Here is a 14,445-nt window from a genome sequence, read left to right as displayed (position 1 = left end):
ATGGCAAGCACGTTTTCCCTGATCCTGGTGGTGGTCTGCGCGATCACCGGTGTTATCTGGTGTCTGGACAAGATGATCTGGTCCAAGCAGCGGGCCGCCAAGATTGCCGTGGCCCGTGCCCATGGCGGCGCCCATCTGGATGAGAAAACCCTGGCCAAGGTTGCCCCCATGCCGGTCTGGATCGAACAGACCGCTGGTGTCTTCCCGGTCATCACGCTCGTGCTGATCTTGCGTTCGTTCATCTTCGAACCGTTCCAGATCCCGTCTGGCTCCATGATGCCCACCCTGCTGGTGGGCGATTTCATCCTGGTGCAGAAGTTTGCCTATGGACTCAAGGATCCGGTGACCAACACCAAGTTCCTCGAGACTGGCGAACCCAAGCGCGGCGATGTGGTGGTGTTCAAGTATCCGCTGGATACCCGGGTGGACTACATCAAGCGGGTGGTCGGCATGCCGGGTGATCGGGTCATCTATCGCAACAAGGAGCTGATGATCCGGCCCAAGTGCGAGGAGCAGGAAGGGAAAACGTGCCCGGGCTTCCAGAAGCTCGACGTCAAGTTTGAACAAAGGGGTGAATTTACCCAGATGGGGATCCCGCTTGACCGCTATACCGAGCAGCTGGGTGAGGTGTCTCACGAGACTCTTCGCAACCCGCTGATGCCCGATATGGTCGGCCGTTATTATCGCCAGCCCGGCACCTACCCCGACGAGTGGGTGGTGCCGGAAGGTCAGTACTTCGTGATGGGTGATAACCGTGACAACAGTACCGACAGCCGTTTCTGGGGCTTTGTGCCCGAACAGAACCTGGTCGGCAAGGCGGTCGCCATCTGGATAAGTTTTGAATTCGAGCGCGAAGAAGGCTCCCTGCTGCCAAGTTGGGTACCGACAGGTGTGCGCTTCAACCGCATTGGCGGAATCAAGTAAATGAATATCAAAATGAACAGACTGCAGTCCCGTCTCGGGCATGTCTTTCGCGATCAGGAATTGTTGACCCGGGCGCTGACTCACCGTAGCGCCGGTTCCCGTCACAATGAGCGACTGGAATTTTTGGGAGACTCCATTTTGAGTCTGGTGATTGCCGATGCTCTGTTCCACCGCTTCCCGCAAGCGGCGGAAGGGGATCTCAGCCGGATGCGCGCCACCCTGGTGCGCGAGAAGACCCTGGCCGAACTGGGCCGGGAGTTTGACCTCGGGGATCACCTGATCCTCGGGCCTGGCGAACTCAAGAGCGGCGGTTTCCGCCGCGAATCCATTCTGGCCGATACGGTCGAGGCGGTGATCGGTGCCGTCTATCTGGATACTGATCTTGAGGCGGTGCGGGTGCTGCTGCTGAGCTGGTATGCCAGCCGTCTGGACGAAATCAAACCAGGCATAGAGCAGAAGGATCCCAAGACCCGCCTGCAAGAAATTTTGCAGGGAAGCCGCAAATCCCTGCCGACCTACACAGTGACCAACGTCAAGGGCGAGGCCCACAACCAGGAATTCACAGTCCAGTGCGACGTGGAAGGCCTGGATGGTCCGCTGGTCGGGGTCGGTACCAGTCGTCGCAAGGCCGAACAGGCGGCGGCGCAGCAAGCATTGGAAAGACTGTCATGACTGCTATTGATGCAAGAGGCCGCGGTCTTTCAACACAACAGGCATTGGAAAAACTGTCATGACAGATACAGATACCACCTATTGCGGCTTTGTCGCCATCGTGGGCCGCCCCAACGTGGGCAAGTCCACCCTGCTCAACAAGCTGCTCGGCCAGAAGGTCAGCATCACCTCGAAGAAACCCCAGACCACCCGTCACCGGATTTTGGGGATCGACACCGAGGAGAACCATCAGACCATCTATGTGGATACCCCGGGTCTGCACATCGAAGAGAAGCGGGCCATCAACCGCCTGATGAACCGCGCCGCCACCAGTTCGCTGGGGGATGTGGCCATGGTGGTGTTCGTGGTCGACGGCACTCACTGGACCAAGGATGACGAGATGGTGCTCGGCAAGTTGCGCCATCTGCCCTGTCCCGTGGTGCTGGCGGTCAACAAGATCGACAACGTCAAGGACAAGGAAGATCTGCTGCCCCACCTGGAGTGGCTGGGCCAGCAGATGAAGTTCTCCCATATCCTGCCCATCAGTGCCGAGAAGGGCACCAACGTGGAGAAGATCCGTGAGTGGTCCAAGGATCTGCTGCCGGAGAACAACTTCTTCTTCCCGGAAGATTACGTGACCGATCGCTCTTCCCGCTTCATGGCCTCCGAGATCATCCGCGAGAAGCTGATGCGTTTCACCGGTGAGGAGCTGCCTTACTCCGTGACCGTGGAGATCGAGCGCTTCAAGGTGGAAGAGAGCGGCATCTATCACATCAACGCCCTGATCCTGGTGGAGCGCGATGGCCAGAAGAAGATGGTCATCGGCAACAAGGGTGAGAAGATCAAGACCATAGGCACAGAGGCACGCATCGACATGGAACGCCTGTTCCAGAACAAGGTGTTCCTTGAGCTGTGGGTCAAGGTCAAGGCGGGCTGGGCCGACGATGAGCGCGCCCTGCGCAGTCTCGGCTATGGCGATGACTGATTGCTGAGTCCAGCCTTCGTCATCCACAGTCGGCCCTATCGGGAGACCAGTCAGCTGGTCGAGGTGTTTACCCAGGATAGTGGCCGATTTACCCTGGTGGCTCGCGGTTCTCGCGGGCCACGCTCCCCTCTGAAGGGGCTGCTTCAACCTTTTTCCCTGCTCACCATCAGCTGGCGCGGCAAGGGGGACCTCAAGAATCTCGCCCAGGTCGAATGTCCGGATCACTCCTTGCGACTCGGGGGCGATCGCCTCTTCTACGGCCTCTACCTCAACGAGCTGGTCTACTACCTGCTGGAAGCCCATACCCCCTTTCCCGAGGTGTTCGACGCCTATGCCCGTGCCCTGATGGCGCTGGCGGATGGCGAGACGCCCGAGCTGCCGCTGCGCCGCTTCGAGTTCCTGCTGTTGCAGGCGCTTGGCTATGCGGTGGACTTCGAGTACGCCGCCGATGACGAGTCCGCGATCCAGCCCGAGCAGCTCTACGGCTTCGAGCGCGAATTGGGCTTTGTCGCTTGCGAGCGGGCGCCGGATCCCCGTACCCTGTTCCTCGGTGCCCACCTGCTGGCCTTCGCCGAGGGGCGATTCGATACCCCTCCCTTGCTGCAGGCGGCCAAGCGTTTCAGCCGGCTGGCGCTGCAACCCTATCTGGGAAAACGCCAGTTGAAGAGCAGGGAGCTGTTCTTGAAGCGCAAAGCCAGCACACAGTGACATATGGATATCCGCGCTGGCGCCAAGGCGGCAGCCGCACAGTTAACAGATGAAGTGTTTCAAGGAGTCATCAATGAGCGAAATCTATCTGGGTGTGAACATCGATCATATCGCCACCCTGCGCAATGCCCGTGGCACCCAGTATCCGGATCCGGTGCAGGCTGCCTTCGTGGCCGAGCAGGCCGGTGCCGATGGCATTACCATCCACCTGCGGGAAGACCGTCGCCACATCACGGATCGCGATGTCGAGGTGCTGCGCCAGACCATACAGACCAGAATGAACCTGGAGATGGCGGTGACCGAGGAGATGATCGGTATCGCGCAGCGCATCCAGCCCCAGTTCGTCTGCTTGGTGCCGGAGAAGCGCACCGAGGTGACCACAGAGGGTGGCCTGGACGTGGCCGGTCAGCTCGACAAGATCACCGATGCGGTGACCCGCCTCGCCGCCGTCGGCGCCCAGGTGTCGCTGTTCATCGATGCTGATCCGCTGCAGATCGACGCGGCTGCCGCGAGTGGCGCCCCCTTCATCGAGATCCACACCGGCCGTTACGCCGATGCCACCACGGATGCCGAGCGCAACGCCGAGTTCAAGCGCATCGCCGCCGGTGCCTCCTATGCCGCCGGCAAGGGGCTCAAGGTCAATGCCGGTCACGGCCTGCACTATCACAACGTCAAGGCCATCGCCGCCATCCCCGAGCTCTATGAGCTCAACATAGGCCACGCCATCATAGGCCGCGCCGCCTTCGACGGCCTGACCAAGGCGGTCAGCGACATGCGCCTGCTGATGCAGGAAGCCCGTCAGGGGATCTGACCGACCTGGGTTGATGAGAGATGAAAAAGGGACGCCGCGGCGTCCCTTTTGTATGGCATCAGCCACCGGCTGATTGGATCCATGCTTATTTGATGGGCGTCAGCTCCAGGGTGATGAGCTCCAGTGGCGCCAGCTTGATGACCATCCCATCGCTGATTGACGTCGGCACGGTTTTGTTGTCGCCATATAGCGGCTTGATATTAAAGCCTTTCGCCTCTGTGGTTGGCACTTCAAGCTGGAGAGTCGGTTCCAGGAAGAACTGTTGAGACTGGTTCGAAGGATTGCGCAGGGTAATGAAGGACTTTGCTGGGCTCCACGCCGCCCAGCCATAGACGGCCAGGAGGGTGGGGTCGCCGCCAATCCAGTGGCTGTCAAACAGCACGGCCTGGTTCTGCTGCGACCAGAGCGCCGCCTTGGCCAGCAGATCCCAGTTCTCGCCGCTCAGCAGCTCCGGGGTGATATAGAGCTCCTGCAGCTGGGTGCCGGTGGCAAAGTAGCTCCAGGCCTGATCGGCAAAATCTTGTGGCGACTGCTGATCCAGATGTTTGGCCTGCTTGGCATAGACAAGCCCGTGCAGCATCAGGGAGTTGAGCGGAAACAGCGGGCCTTGCTTGACGATGGAGCGGTAGGTCTCAGCATCCCGGTAGGTGATCCACTGCTGGACCCTGGAGCCGGGGCCATAGAAGTTGATGTCATCGCCACCGCGCCAGATGGAGTCGGCGAAGAAGAGCCAGGAGGGGGAGGCCGTGGTGCCCGTGGTCAGGTTGATGAAGACCTCCTTGTTGGCGGTGCGGGCATCCGAGATCAGGTGGATGGCGGCATCGAAGTCGCTGGTGAACTGGCTGCCCTTGATCTGCTTGTTGGCGTTGCCTGTGCCGTCGAACTTGAAGTGGGTGACGCCCTGATCCTGGATGAGCGACATCACCTTCTGATGGAAATTTTTGTAGTAGACGGGGCCCGAGAGGGCGAACTTGCCATCGCTCAGCTCGTAGCCGAATTCGGCGGCATGGGAGACCCGTTCATCCCTCGGCTTGTTGTAGCCACCCCAGGGAGAGAACCAGATGCCGAGCTGGGCGTGATACTGCTCGGCCGCGGTTTTGAGCTTGCGAAAGCCGTCCGGGAAGTCCTTGCTGAAGCCCCAGTTGCCCTTGCGATCGTCCCAGCCATCGTCGAACAGGAAGCCGCTCATGGTCACGCCGCGCCGGGTGACCAGTGCCTCGCCAAACTGCTTGATGCGGGTCAGGGCGTCGGCTTCGGTGTAGGGGTTGAAGAAGCCGATGTCGAGCCAGGAGTTGTAGTGTAGATAGGGGGCGTAGGGTCTGTCGCGGGCGTCGTTGATGAACTCGTTGAAGTCACGCCTGAGCTGACCCTCGTCGAAGGTGCCGACATAGGTGCGATAGGTGAGCGGCTTGCCCTGCTCCAGCGGCAGCGTGAGCGGGATCAGCTGGCTGACGCCCCCCTCGTAGGCGCGGGTGTTGACCAGCGGATTCTGCGGCGTGATGAAGAAACTGTCGCTGACGATGGGCGAGCTGTTGATGGCGCCGTAGACAAAGGGTGCCTGGGAGTGGAACGGCAGCATGGAGAAGCCGTTGATCCGCTTGCCATTCTTGAGGGTGTCGAGGGAGAAGTCGATGCTGGCGTAGCGCTTGTCTTTGGCCAGCCGGATCTCGCTCTTGATCAGGAAGTCGGCGTTGCTCAGTGCGATGTCAATGTGGTCCTGCTCTTTGGCAAACGCATCTACAGTGAAGTCGGCCGACGAGGTCAGCCTGTCATCCAGCCCCTTGATATCGAACAGGGTATTCGAGCGGATGACATCCCCGTTCGCCCTGTTGGTGAAGGTGATCTCCTGGAATTTTCCGGCATCCGTTTTGACGCTGATCTGGTACTGGTTGCCCTGCAGCGACATCACCTCGGCCCGGGCGAGGGCGGGCAGGGTCAGCAGGACCAGCAGCGTCATGGCGGTACGTGCGTTCATATTTATCTCCGTATAGATGATGAATGGCGGTGTGACTGGGGTGATGGGGCTTGGCGTCCTCCTGAGGCTGGCGGATTTGCGGGATCTGGTGGGGGCTCACCAGGCTGGCGAGCCCGCAGGCCGGTTACAGCTTGCCGTCGCTCATGCACATGCGGATCTTGGCGGCGACCACCTCCTCCATGGCGGCCATGGCGGGCACCAGATACTGGCGCGGATCGCTGGCATCCGGGTGGGTGGCGAGGAAGGCCTTCATGGCGTCGGAGAAGGCGATCTTCAGCTCGGTGGCCACGTTGACCTTGCACACCCCGAGCTCGATGCAGCGGCGTACGTCCCGGTCTGGAATGCCGGAGGCGCCATGCAGCACCAGCGGAATGGAGACTCGGTCCCGGATGGCGGCGAGGCGATCGAAGTCGAGGCGCGGCTCCTCCTTGTAGAGGCCGTGGGCCGTGCCGATGGCCACGGCGAGGGAGTCGATGCCGGTGCGCGCCACGAACTCGGCAGCCTTGTCCGGATCGGTCAGATGGGCGTTGGCGGCGTCCACTATCAGGTCATCCTCCTGTCCGCCGAGCTGGCCCAGCTCGGCCTCCACGCTCGCCCCCATGCGGTGGCAGAAGGTGACGACCCGTTGCACCTTGGCGACGTTCTCCTCGAATGGCAGGTGGGATGCGTCGATCATGGCGGAGTGGATGCCGGATTCGACCTTGAAGTGGATATCCTGTTCATCCTCGTGGTGGTCCAGATGCAGCACCAGCGGTATGCGGTACTGGTGGGCCGCCGAGGCGCAGATGGAGACCAGGTATTCGACCCCAGCATGGCGATAGGTGCCCGGCGTGGCGGCCAGGATGACGGGGGAGCTCAGCTGGGCGGCGGTGCGGGCCACCACCTCGACGGTTTCCAGGTTGTGGATGTTGAAGGCCGGTACCGCGTAGCCGCGGCGCTGGGCATCTTTGAGCATTTCGTGGGACGAGATCAGATACATGAGGACTCCTTGGCGCCTTGAGTGGCGTCGGGTTCAGAGAAAGAGGCGGGGGCGCTGGCGGGAGTTATCTCCCTGCCGGCGACCCAGATATGTTGCTGGTAGAGGGCCGGTGTGAGGGCGAGCAGGTTGGCCCGTTTGCCGACGGCCAGCGAGCCGAGCTGGCCGTCGATGCCGAGCATGCGGGCGGGGGCCAGCGATGCCATCTGGATGGCTTCGGCAAGGGGCACGCCGGCCAGATGCACCATGTTGCGCACGGCCCCGAGCAGGGTGAGGGTGCTGCCCGCCAGGCCGCCGGTGGCGGTGCGCACCACCCCGTCCTTCATCTCCACCCGGTAGTCACCGAGCAGGTAATGGCCGTCCGGCATGCCGGCGGCGCGCATGGCATCCGTGATGAGCAGCAGGCGATCCCCGGCGCAGCGATGGCACAGCTTGAGGACTGTCGGATGCACATGATGGCCATCGGCAATGAGCTCCAGCCAGGCGGTGGGATGCACCAGGCCGGCTCCCACCATGCCGGGCTCCCTGTGGTGCAGTCCGCGCATGCCGTTGAAACAGTGCACCAGACCGGTTGCGCCGGCCGTCAGTGCCGCCTGTGTGGTGTCGTGGCCGGCGGCGGAGTGACCCAGCATGACCCGGATGCCGGCCGCCTTGAGGTGGCAGATGGCCGCCAGGGCGTTGGCCTTCTCGGGGGCGAGGGCGACGACCTTCAGGGTGCCGCGCGCCTGGCGCTGCAACTGCGCCAGCTCGGCCAGGTCGAGTTCCCGGAACAGGGCAGGATCGTGGGCGCCCTTGTTGTCGGGGGTGAAGTAGGGGCCCTCCAGATAGCTGCCGAGCAGCTGGGCGCCCGGCATGCCGCTCTCCATGGCATCGGCGACCCGGCTCAGGGCGCGCGTGATGGCGGGTAGCGGTGCCGTGACAGTGGTGGCGAGGAAGGCACCGACCCCTTCCGCCGCCTTGGCGAGGGAAAGCCGGGCCAGCACGCCGGTCTCCTCGTCCATCACGTCGACGCCGGCCCCGCCGTGCACGTGGCCATCGATGAGGGCGGGCACCAGCAACTCGACCTCCCGCACCGGATCGCCGGCCGGGATGGGGGCGATGGCGGTGATGATGCCGTCCTCATGGGCAAGCATTTGATGTTCCAGCCAACCCTGCTCGGTCAGCAGGCGACGGGCCCGGATCCGTGTTGCCATCTAGATACCCTCCTCGACCCGCGATTCGGCCCGCTCGCGCGCCAGCTCGTCCACCAGGCTGGTGAGGCCGCGATGGCCGCAGCACAGGGCCTGCTCGCGAAACTGGGACGGGGTCAGCTCGCCGCGATCCATGGTCATCTCCAGCAGCAACTGCAGATTGGTGCCGGTCACGACTTCCCGGTCTGGCTGGCGCAGCGCCAGGGTGGAGGCGACCCGAAACGGGGTGCCGCCCAGCAGGTCGGTCAGAAAGACCACGCCGTCGCCACTGTCGACCCGCGCCAGTGCCGCCTCGCACTGGCCCTGCAGCAGGGCCGTGGTGGAGGATTCCGGAAAGTCGATGGCGACCACCGCCTCCTGCTCGCCGAGGATCTGGTTCATGGCCTGTTCCATGCCGCTGGCGAAGCCGCCATGACCGCAAATGATGATGCCCAACATAAGGTGTTCCTTTACAGCAAAGGGGGGCCGGCCTGTCGCCGGCACCGGATTAGAGGAAGCCTGCAAACTTGCCGACGATACCGAGCGCGACCGTGATGACGATGAGGCGCAGCGGGCTCCAGCCGCGGCGGATCAGCGCATACATGGCCAGGGTGTAGAGCAGCGGCAGGAAGGCCGGCATCAGCTTGTCGAGCACGTCCGCCTGCAGCTTCACCACGGCATCACCGGCGGTGATCTCCAGGGTGGTGCCGAGCCGCACATAGGTGGCGACCAGGGCGCCGATCACCGTCATGCCGACGATGGAGGCGGCATGGCCCACCTTGCGGGTGTTGGCCTTGATGAGCGGAATGGCGGCGACCCCCATGCGGTAGGCGTAGTGTGCCAGCCCGAAGCGCAGGCCGAAGTGCACCACATTGAACAGCAGGAAGAAGAACACGGCGCCCATGATGGAGCCCTGCAGCGCCAGATCGGCGCCGATCCCGCCGCAGATGGGCAGCAGGGTGAGCCAGAACATGGCATCACCAATCCCGCCGAGCGGCGCACCGACCGCGATCTTGGTGCTCTGTATGCTGTTGACGTTCTGCTTGGAGCGCTCCATCGCCAGCACTATGCCCATCACGAAAGTGACCAGGAAAGGGTGGGTGTTGAAGAAGCCCATGTGCCCCTTCATGGCCCGGGAGAGATCCTTGGGGTTGGTGTGGATCTTCTGCAGCGCCGGCAGCAGGCCGTAGAGCCAGCCGGAGGCCTGCATCCGCTCGTAGTTGAAGGAGGCCTGCAACAGCAGGGAGCGCCAGGCGAAGCGATTGATGTCCTGGCGGGTCAGCTCGGCCCCCAGTTGCTGATCTTCGTAGACGTCGTCGGAGACGGTGCGGGTCGGTTGCGGCTCGCCCGCCGGGGCGATCTGCCGGGCTGTGTTGTTAGATACCATCTTCAGTTTCCTCCTGGGTGGGGCGGGCTTGCGGCGCCGGGTCCTTGCGCATGAAGTCGATCAGGGCCATGGCCAGAGCGGCCGCGGCTATGGCCAGCACTGGCAGCTTGAGCCAGGCGGCGGCGACGAAGCCGAGGATGAAGTAGGGGATGTAGACGTTCTTCATCATGATCTTGAGCAGCACGGCGAAGCCGATGGCGGGCATGATGCCGCCGGCGACCCCGAGGCCGTCGATGAGGCGGGCGGGCAGCACGTCGATGGCGGTCTTGGCGTGTTCTGCCCCGAAGTAGGTGGGCAGGAAGGCGCACAGGAAGTAGAAGGTGCCGAGCGCCAGCAGGGCCAGGTAGTTGACCCTCTCTATGCCGCGGGTATCGCCAGCTTCCGCCATCCGGTCACAGCGGGACATGACCCCCGACATCACCGAGAAGAGGAAGGTGATCCCCATCTGGACCGCCACCGCGAACGGCACCGCGACCCCGACCGCCACATCCGGCTTGACCCCGGTGGTGATGGCGAAGGTGGCGCCGACTATGGTGCCTATGATGACGTTGGGTGGTTGTGCCCCCGCCAGCGGGGCCAGCCCCATCCAGACCAGCTCCAGGGTGCCGCCCACCAGTATGCCGGTGGGCAGGTCGCCGAGGATCAGGCCCACCAGCGGACCCAGTACCACAGGCCTGTGGAAGTGAGTCAGGCCGTTGAACAGGTCAAGTCCGGCGAAGAACGCCAGAATGCCCAGCAAGAGCCCTTGCAATAAACTGATTTCCATCACAATTGTCCTTAATCAGATCAGGTTGAAAATGTCCTGTGCCGGTTCGGTCGGCACTCCCTGGACAAAGCACTCGACGTGGGCGTCCTGCAGGGCGCGAAACGCCGCTATGTCCGTCTCATCCACGGATACCGTCTTGTGGATCTGACGCTTGCCGTCGGCGTAGTGCATGTTGCCGACGTTGATGCGGGGGATGGGCACGCCCCCCGCGACCAGGGTGCGAAAATCCGTCGGGTTCTTGCACACCAGCAATATCTTCTGGCGATCGGCGGCCTTGCCTATGTTGTCGATCACCTTCTGCAGCGGCCAGAAGCGCACCGCTATCCCCTCCGCCAGCACCATTTCCATCAGGTTCTGCTGTATGGGGTCTTCCGCTACCTCGTCATTGGCCACCAGCACCAGGTTGGCGCCGGCAAACCCGACCCATTGCACCCCGACCTGACCGTGGATCAGGCGCTCGTCGATACGGCTCAGCACTATGTTGGGCATCAGACGCCTCCTTGCTGGTTGAACGGATAGATGTTGACGCCCTGCACGACCCGGTTGACCCGGCCGCTCGGGCAGGGATTGTCCGGGGTGATGCCCAGCGCCAGCGCCGTGTGGAAGGCGTAGTACTGGGCGTAGAGCAGGTAGCAGAACGCCAGTTCGGCATCGTCGCCATTGAGGGGGATGGGCAGGTAGATATGTTCGCCTTCCTCGATGGCGGGATGGTGCCGATCGGCCAGGGCGACGACCCGGGCGGCGTGGCCCTCCTGGCGCAGCTCGCCGAGCAGATCCAGATCGTACTGGCGGGTGTAGGGATCGTTGGAGATCATCAGCACTATCAGGGTCTGGCGGTTGATGGCCGACTTGGGCCCGTGGCGAAAACCTGTGGGGGAGTCGTACATGGCCATCAGCTGACCCGAGGTGAGTTCAAGCAGCTTGAGCGCGGCCTCCTGGGCCACCCCCTGCAGGCTGCCGCTGCCGAGGTAGATGACCCGCTCCGGCAACGGTTGATTCCACTCGGGCACGCTCAGTTCGGCCTGGGGCAGAATGGCTTCCCCCAGGGCGATGAGCGGCTGGCTGGCGGCGGGATTGAACTGGCGCGGCAGGAACACAGCCAGGCAACTCAGCATCATGCTGGTCAGGCTGCTGGTCATGGCGAAGCTGCGGTCGTGGGTCTGGGGCGGCATCAGCAGCGCCAGGGAGCGGGCATCCTTCTGGCAGCGACGATAGAGTTCCCCCTCGCCGTTGCAGGTGAGCACCAGGTGGTGGCACTCGCTCAGCAGCTGGCTGGCCAGCTCGACCGCGGCCACGCTCTCCGGGCTGTTGCCGGAGCGGGCGAAGGAGATGAGCAGGGTCGGGCAATCCTGCGCCAGGTATTCGCCAGGGTCTGTGACTATGTCGGTGGTGGCGATCGCCTCGAAGCGGCCATTGAGCCTGGCGCAGAGGTAGGGTGCCAGGGCCCGGCCGGCAAAGGCGGAGGTGCCGGCGCCGGTCAGGATCACCCGCAGGTTGCCCCGGGACAGCAGGGGCAGCAGGAAGCGTTCTATGGTGGCGCGGCACTCCTCCACCATGGTGAGAGTCTCCCGCCAGGCGGCGGGTTGCTGGCAGATTTCGCGGGCGGTGGCCAGGCCGTTGGCCCTGCGCAGTGTCTCTTCTGGATAACCGAGGATCATCTCTACAACTCCTTATGCAACCGGGGTGAGCCGGGAATGACTGGCGGGGGTGGTGCCACAGGCATTGGCGTATTGGCGCAGCACCTCCTGCACCTGATCGAGAATGAGGTCGTGGGCCCTGGCCGACAGCGTGCCCTGGCGTACCTTGCGGTATTGCAGCGGCAGATGCTGGCTGAGCAGCGGCAGGGGAATGGGCTCGGCGGCCAGGTTGGCGATCAGCCGGGCGTAGCAGTCGTCGACCCGGCTGTCGGGCCAGTAGTAGCGAATGCGGTCGGAATAGCTGTAACCGCGGGCCAGCCGGCACTCGTTGGCATTGCCCTGATAGTGGCTGCGCCAGAAGTCGGGACGATCCAGCATTGTCTCCTCCAGCACCTGGCGCAGACCCGAGCAGGCGCGGGCAACCACCAGCTCCTCCTCGATGGCGGCGAGGGCGAACAGCGCCTCCCGCAGGGCGAAGGTGAGGGCCGGGCCGACCTTGAGGATGGCGAAGTGGTCGCGTACCAGCTGGCAGTAGGCGTCCGGGGTCTGGTAGTCGGTGGAGTGGGCTTCGAACACCAGATGGGGATAGGCTTCGATCATCCGGCTGAGGGGGGCGGCCTTGTCGGATCGGTAGTCGATGACATGGGTGTGATCGAACTCCACCCCGGGTTGCACCACCAGGCCGATCACCCTGGGCCAGATGGCGTCGAGCCCGACCCTGGCGAAGGCCTGCTGGTGGGTGTTCAAGGTATGGCGGGCGGCTTCCGGTGTGGTCACGGCCAGCTCGGCCAGCTCCTCATGGGCACCGCCCGGTACCGGCACCTCTGTGCCTATCACATAGACCAGATCGCAGCAGCCAAACTCGGCCAGGCAGGTCTGCTCGGCGACCAGGGCCAGCCGGGCGGCCCGCTCGGCGACCAGCTCATCGGGGAGCGGCACAGGATCCCCCAGGCAGGACATGCTGCAATCGAGGTGGATCTTCTTGAAACCGGCGGCGACATAGCTGGCGATCAGCACCTCGGCGTGTTCCATGGCCTGCTCGGCGGGCTCCCCCTGCCAGCGGTTGGGGCCCAGGTGATCGCCTCCCAATACCAGTCGCTGCAAGGGAAAGTCGCACTCGGCGGCGAGCCGGTGCAGGCGATCGCGAAAATCCACCGGCGTCATGCCGGTATAGCCGCCGAATTGATCCACCTGATTGGAGGTGGCCTCGACCAGCAGCAGATCATCTCCTTGTGCCGCCAGCCGCAGGGCGGCCTCCAGCACCAGCGGGTGGGCAGAGCAGACGGCATGGATCCCGACCGGTTCCCCCTGCTTGTGTCGTGCGATCAGTGCCAGCATTGATTTCATTTCCCTCTTCCTCATGGCTGAATGCGATTTTTATCTTTCGATGTCTTTCTTTACCCTAGGCGTCTCGTCCCTGAAACGAAATAAAAGCGTGCTCGCATCTTGAGCGAGATCACAAAAAGAAATGAATCGAAAGGTTTTTGACGTTCCGGAAGAGTCTTGTGAGGCTTTTTAAACCAATGAAAGCTTGATTTGGCATAAAGGCTGGGCGTTAATAGGCAAACGTAACGAAGTGAAAGCCCAGGTTTTCACCACAGCACTCCGGCAGAGAGACTATGCAAACAACCGAAAAAAGCGTGCTCGGCACCAGCGAGCGGCGGGAACGCATCATTCAGCAACTGCGCAGCAATGGCAGCGTCCAGGTCAACGAGCTGGCCAGTCACTATCAGGTATCCACAGTCACCATTCGCAACGATCTGGCGTTTCTGGAGAAGCAGGGGGTGGCGGTACGCGCCTATGGCGGCGCCCTCTTGTGCGAACCGAATCAGGCGGTGCCCGAGCGCACCATAGCCGACAAGAGCGTGCTCAATACCCCGGTCAAGCAGCGTATCGGTGCCATGGCGGCGAGCCTGGTGCAGGCGGGGAGTCGGCTCATTCTCGACTCGGGAACCACCACCCTGGAAGTGGCGCGTCACCTGCGCGAGCATCAGGAGATAGTGGTGATGACCAACGGCATGAACGTGGCCAATGCCCTGCTGGAGGCTGAGGGGGTGGAGCTGCTGATGACGGGGGGACACCTGCGCCGCAAGTCGCTCTCTTTCTACGGCGCCCAGGCGGATCTGTCCCTGCAGAACTACCACTTCGACCTGCTGTTTCTCGGGGTGGATGGCATCGATCTGGAGCGCGGCGTCAGCACCCATCATGAGGATGAGGCGCGCCTCAACCGCTGCATGTGCCACGTGGCCGAGCGCATCATAGTGGTGACGGATTCCAGCAAGTTTGGGCGCTTGAGCCTGCACAAGATAGTCGACACCCGGCGGATCCACACCCTGATCACGGATGACGCCATTGCGGCCGAGACCCTGGCCGGGCTGCGCCAGGCGGGGATAGAGGTGCTGCTGGTGCCAGCCTGATCCGGGCCGCGAAAAGGGATTGAGAAAGAGGGACGCCAT

The 14,445-nt window shown here is 63.0% G+C and carries 15 protein-coding genes; 6 read left to right on the top strand and 9 right to left on the bottom strand.

The window, feature by feature from the left end; all coding sequences use genetic code 11:
* The 5 genes from lepB (at position 1) to pdxJ (ending at position 4,079) form a co-directional block, all read left to right on the top strand.
* Entirely contained in the window at positions 1–924 is a 924-nt protein-coding gene (lepB, locus tag AACW87_RS01955; protein WP_043142178.1) for a signal peptidase I, read from the top strand.
* The gene (rnc, locus tag AACW87_RS01950; protein WP_043142176.1) at positions 925–1,596 is read left to right on the top strand and encodes a ribonuclease III; all 672 of its coding nucleotides are present in this window, start codon (positions 925–927) and stop codon (positions 1,594–1,596) included.
* Positions 1,597–1,654: 58 nt separating this feature from the next.
* The gene (era, locus tag AACW87_RS01945) at positions 1,655–2,560 is read left to right on the top strand and encodes a GTPase Era (protein ID WP_043142174.1); all 906 of its coding nucleotides are present in this window, start codon (positions 1,655–1,657) and stop codon (positions 2,558–2,560) included.
* Positions 2,561–3,268 carry a DNA repair protein RecO gene (gene recO, locus AACW87_RS01940; protein ID WP_125608707.1) on the top strand — a complete coding sequence of 236 codons (708 nt, stop codon included), beginning with the start codon at positions 2,561–2,563 and terminating at the stop codon, positions 3,266–3,268.
* A gap of 73 nt (positions 3,269–3,341) precedes the next feature.
* The gene (pdxJ, locus tag AACW87_RS01935) at positions 3,342–4,079 is read left to right on the top strand and encodes a pyridoxine 5'-phosphate synthase (RefSeq protein WP_241280544.1); all 738 of its coding nucleotides are present in this window, start codon (positions 3,342–3,344) and stop codon (positions 4,077–4,079) included.
* Positions 4,080–4,164: 85 nt separating this feature from the next.
* Here the strand turns inward: pdxJ and AACW87_RS01930 are convergent, their stop codons facing one another.
* From AACW87_RS01930 to kbaZ, 9 genes are all read right to left on the bottom strand, one after another.
* On the bottom strand, positions 4,165–6,054 hold the full coding sequence (locus tag AACW87_RS01930) for an enterotoxin (protein ID WP_241326414.1): 1,890 nt from the start codon (positions 6,052–6,054) through the stop codon (positions 4,165–4,167).
* 124 nt (positions 6,055–6,178) lie between these two features.
* The gene (locus AACW87_RS01925; RefSeq protein ID WP_043554968.1) at positions 6,179–7,033 is read right to left on the bottom strand and encodes a tagatose bisphosphate family class II aldolase; all 855 of its coding nucleotides are present in this window, start codon (positions 7,031–7,033) and stop codon (positions 6,179–6,181) included.
* Positions 7,024–8,223, bottom strand: a complete 1,200-nt coding sequence (gene nagA / locus AACW87_RS01920; RefSeq protein ID WP_241326413.1) for an N-acetylglucosamine-6-phosphate deacetylase — start codon at positions 8,221–8,223, stop codon at positions 7,024–7,026. The genes AACW87_RS01925 and nagA overlap by 10 nt, the downstream gene beginning before the upstream one ends.
* The gene (gene agaF, locus AACW87_RS01915) at positions 8,224–8,658 is read right to left on the bottom strand and encodes a PTS galactosamine/N-acetylgalactosamine transporter subunit IIA (protein WP_241280540.1); all 435 of its coding nucleotides are present in this window, start codon (positions 8,656–8,658) and stop codon (positions 8,224–8,226) included.
* Between the two features lie 49 nt (positions 8,659–8,707).
* A complete protein-coding gene (gene agaE, locus AACW87_RS01910; protein ID WP_241326412.1) occupies positions 8,708–9,586 on the bottom strand; it encodes a PTS N-acetylgalactosamine transporter subunit IID in 879 nt (292 codons plus the stop codon).
* The gene (agaW, locus tag AACW87_RS01905; protein ID WP_043142155.1) at positions 9,576–10,352 is read right to left on the bottom strand and encodes a PTS N-acetylgalactosamine transporter subunit IIC; all 777 of its coding nucleotides are present in this window, start codon (positions 10,350–10,352) and stop codon (positions 9,576–9,578) included. The genes agaE and agaW overlap by 11 nt, the downstream gene beginning before the upstream one ends.
* 15 nt (positions 10,353–10,367) lie before the next feature.
* Positions 10,368–10,841, bottom strand: a complete 474-nt coding sequence (gene agaV / locus AACW87_RS01900) for a PTS N-acetylgalactosamine transporter subunit IIB (protein ID WP_042872688.1) — start codon at positions 10,839–10,841, stop codon at positions 10,368–10,370.
* Positions 10,841–12,010: an SIS domain-containing protein gene (locus AACW87_RS01895; RefSeq protein WP_241326411.1), complete on the bottom strand. Its 1,170-nt coding sequence runs from the start codon at positions 12,008–12,010 to the stop codon at positions 10,841–10,843. The genes agaV and AACW87_RS01895 overlap by 1 nt, the downstream gene beginning before the upstream one ends.
* A gap of 12 nt (positions 12,011–12,022) precedes the next feature.
* Complete coding sequence (gene kbaZ / locus AACW87_RS01890; protein WP_241326410.1) at positions 12,023–13,336, bottom strand: tagatose-bisphosphate aldolase subunit KbaZ; 1,314 nt, start codon at positions 13,334–13,336, stop codon at positions 12,023–12,025.
* A 272-nt stretch (positions 13,337–13,608) separates the two neighbouring features.
* On the opposite strand from kbaZ, the gene AACW87_RS01885 reads away from it, so the two are divergent.
* Complete coding sequence (locus tag AACW87_RS01885; RefSeq protein WP_043142143.1) at positions 13,609–14,406, top strand: DeoR family transcriptional regulator; 798 nt, start codon at positions 13,609–13,611, stop codon at positions 14,404–14,406.
* Positions 14,407–14,445 lie beyond the last annotated feature (39 nt).

This window comes from Aeromonas sp. MR7 (assembly GCF_963899385.1).
GTDB classification, from domain to species: domain Bacteria; phylum Pseudomonadota; class Gammaproteobacteria; order Enterobacterales; family Aeromonadaceae; genus Aeromonas; species Aeromonas bestiarum.
This window is presented reverse-complemented; position numbering and strand designations above follow the sequence as displayed.

Excerpts from the sequence above, each read along its gene's own strand:
- lepB (WP_043142178.1), top strand. The coding sequence starts at position 1 with ATGGCAAGCACGTTTTCCCTGATCCTGGTGGTGGTCTGCGCGATCACC.
- rnc (WP_043142176.1), top strand. The coding sequence starts at position 925 with ATGAATATCAAAATGAACAGACTGCAGTCCCGTCTCGGGCATGTCTTT.
- era (WP_043142174.1), top strand. The coding sequence starts at position 1,655 with ATGACAGATACAGATACCACCTATTGCGGCTTTGTCGCCATCGTGGGC.
- pdxJ (WP_241280544.1), top strand. The coding sequence starts at position 3,342 with ATGAGCGAAATCTATCTGGGTGTGAACATCGATCATATCGCCACCCTG.
- AACW87_RS01930 (WP_241326414.1), bottom strand. The coding sequence starts at position 6,054 with ATGAACGCACGTACCGCCATGACGCTGCTGGTCCTGCTGACCCTGCCC.
- AACW87_RS01925 (WP_043554968.1), bottom strand. The coding sequence starts at position 7,033 with ATGTATCTGATCTCGTCCCACGAAATGCTCAAAGATGCCCAGCGCCGC.
- nagA (WP_241326413.1), bottom strand. The coding sequence starts at position 8,223 with ATGGCAACACGGATCCGGGCCCGTCGCCTGCTGACCGAGCAGGGTTGG.
- agaF (WP_241280540.1), bottom strand. The coding sequence starts at position 8,658 with ATGTTGGGCATCATCATTTGCGGTCATGGCGGCTTCGCCAGCGGCATG.
- agaE (WP_241326412.1), bottom strand. The coding sequence starts at position 9,586 with ATGGTATCTAACAACACAGCCCGGCAGATCGCCCCGGCGGGCGAGCCG.
- agaW (WP_043142155.1), bottom strand. The coding sequence starts at position 10,352 with ATGGAAATCAGTTTATTGCAAGGGCTCTTGCTGGGCATTCTGGCGTTC.
- agaV (WP_042872688.1), bottom strand. The coding sequence starts at position 10,841 with ATGCCCAACATAGTGCTGAGCCGTATCGACGAGCGCCTGATCCACGGT.
- AACW87_RS01895 (WP_241326411.1), bottom strand. The coding sequence starts at position 12,010 with ATGATCCTCGGTTATCCAGAAGAGACACTGCGCAGGGCCAACGGCCTG.
- kbaZ (WP_241326410.1), bottom strand. The coding sequence starts at position 13,336 with ATGAAATCAATGCTGGCACTGATCGCACGACACAAGCAGGGGGAACCG.
- AACW87_RS01885 (WP_043142143.1), top strand. The coding sequence starts at position 13,609 with ATGCAAACAACCGAAAAAAGCGTGCTCGGCACCAGCGAGCGGCGGGAA.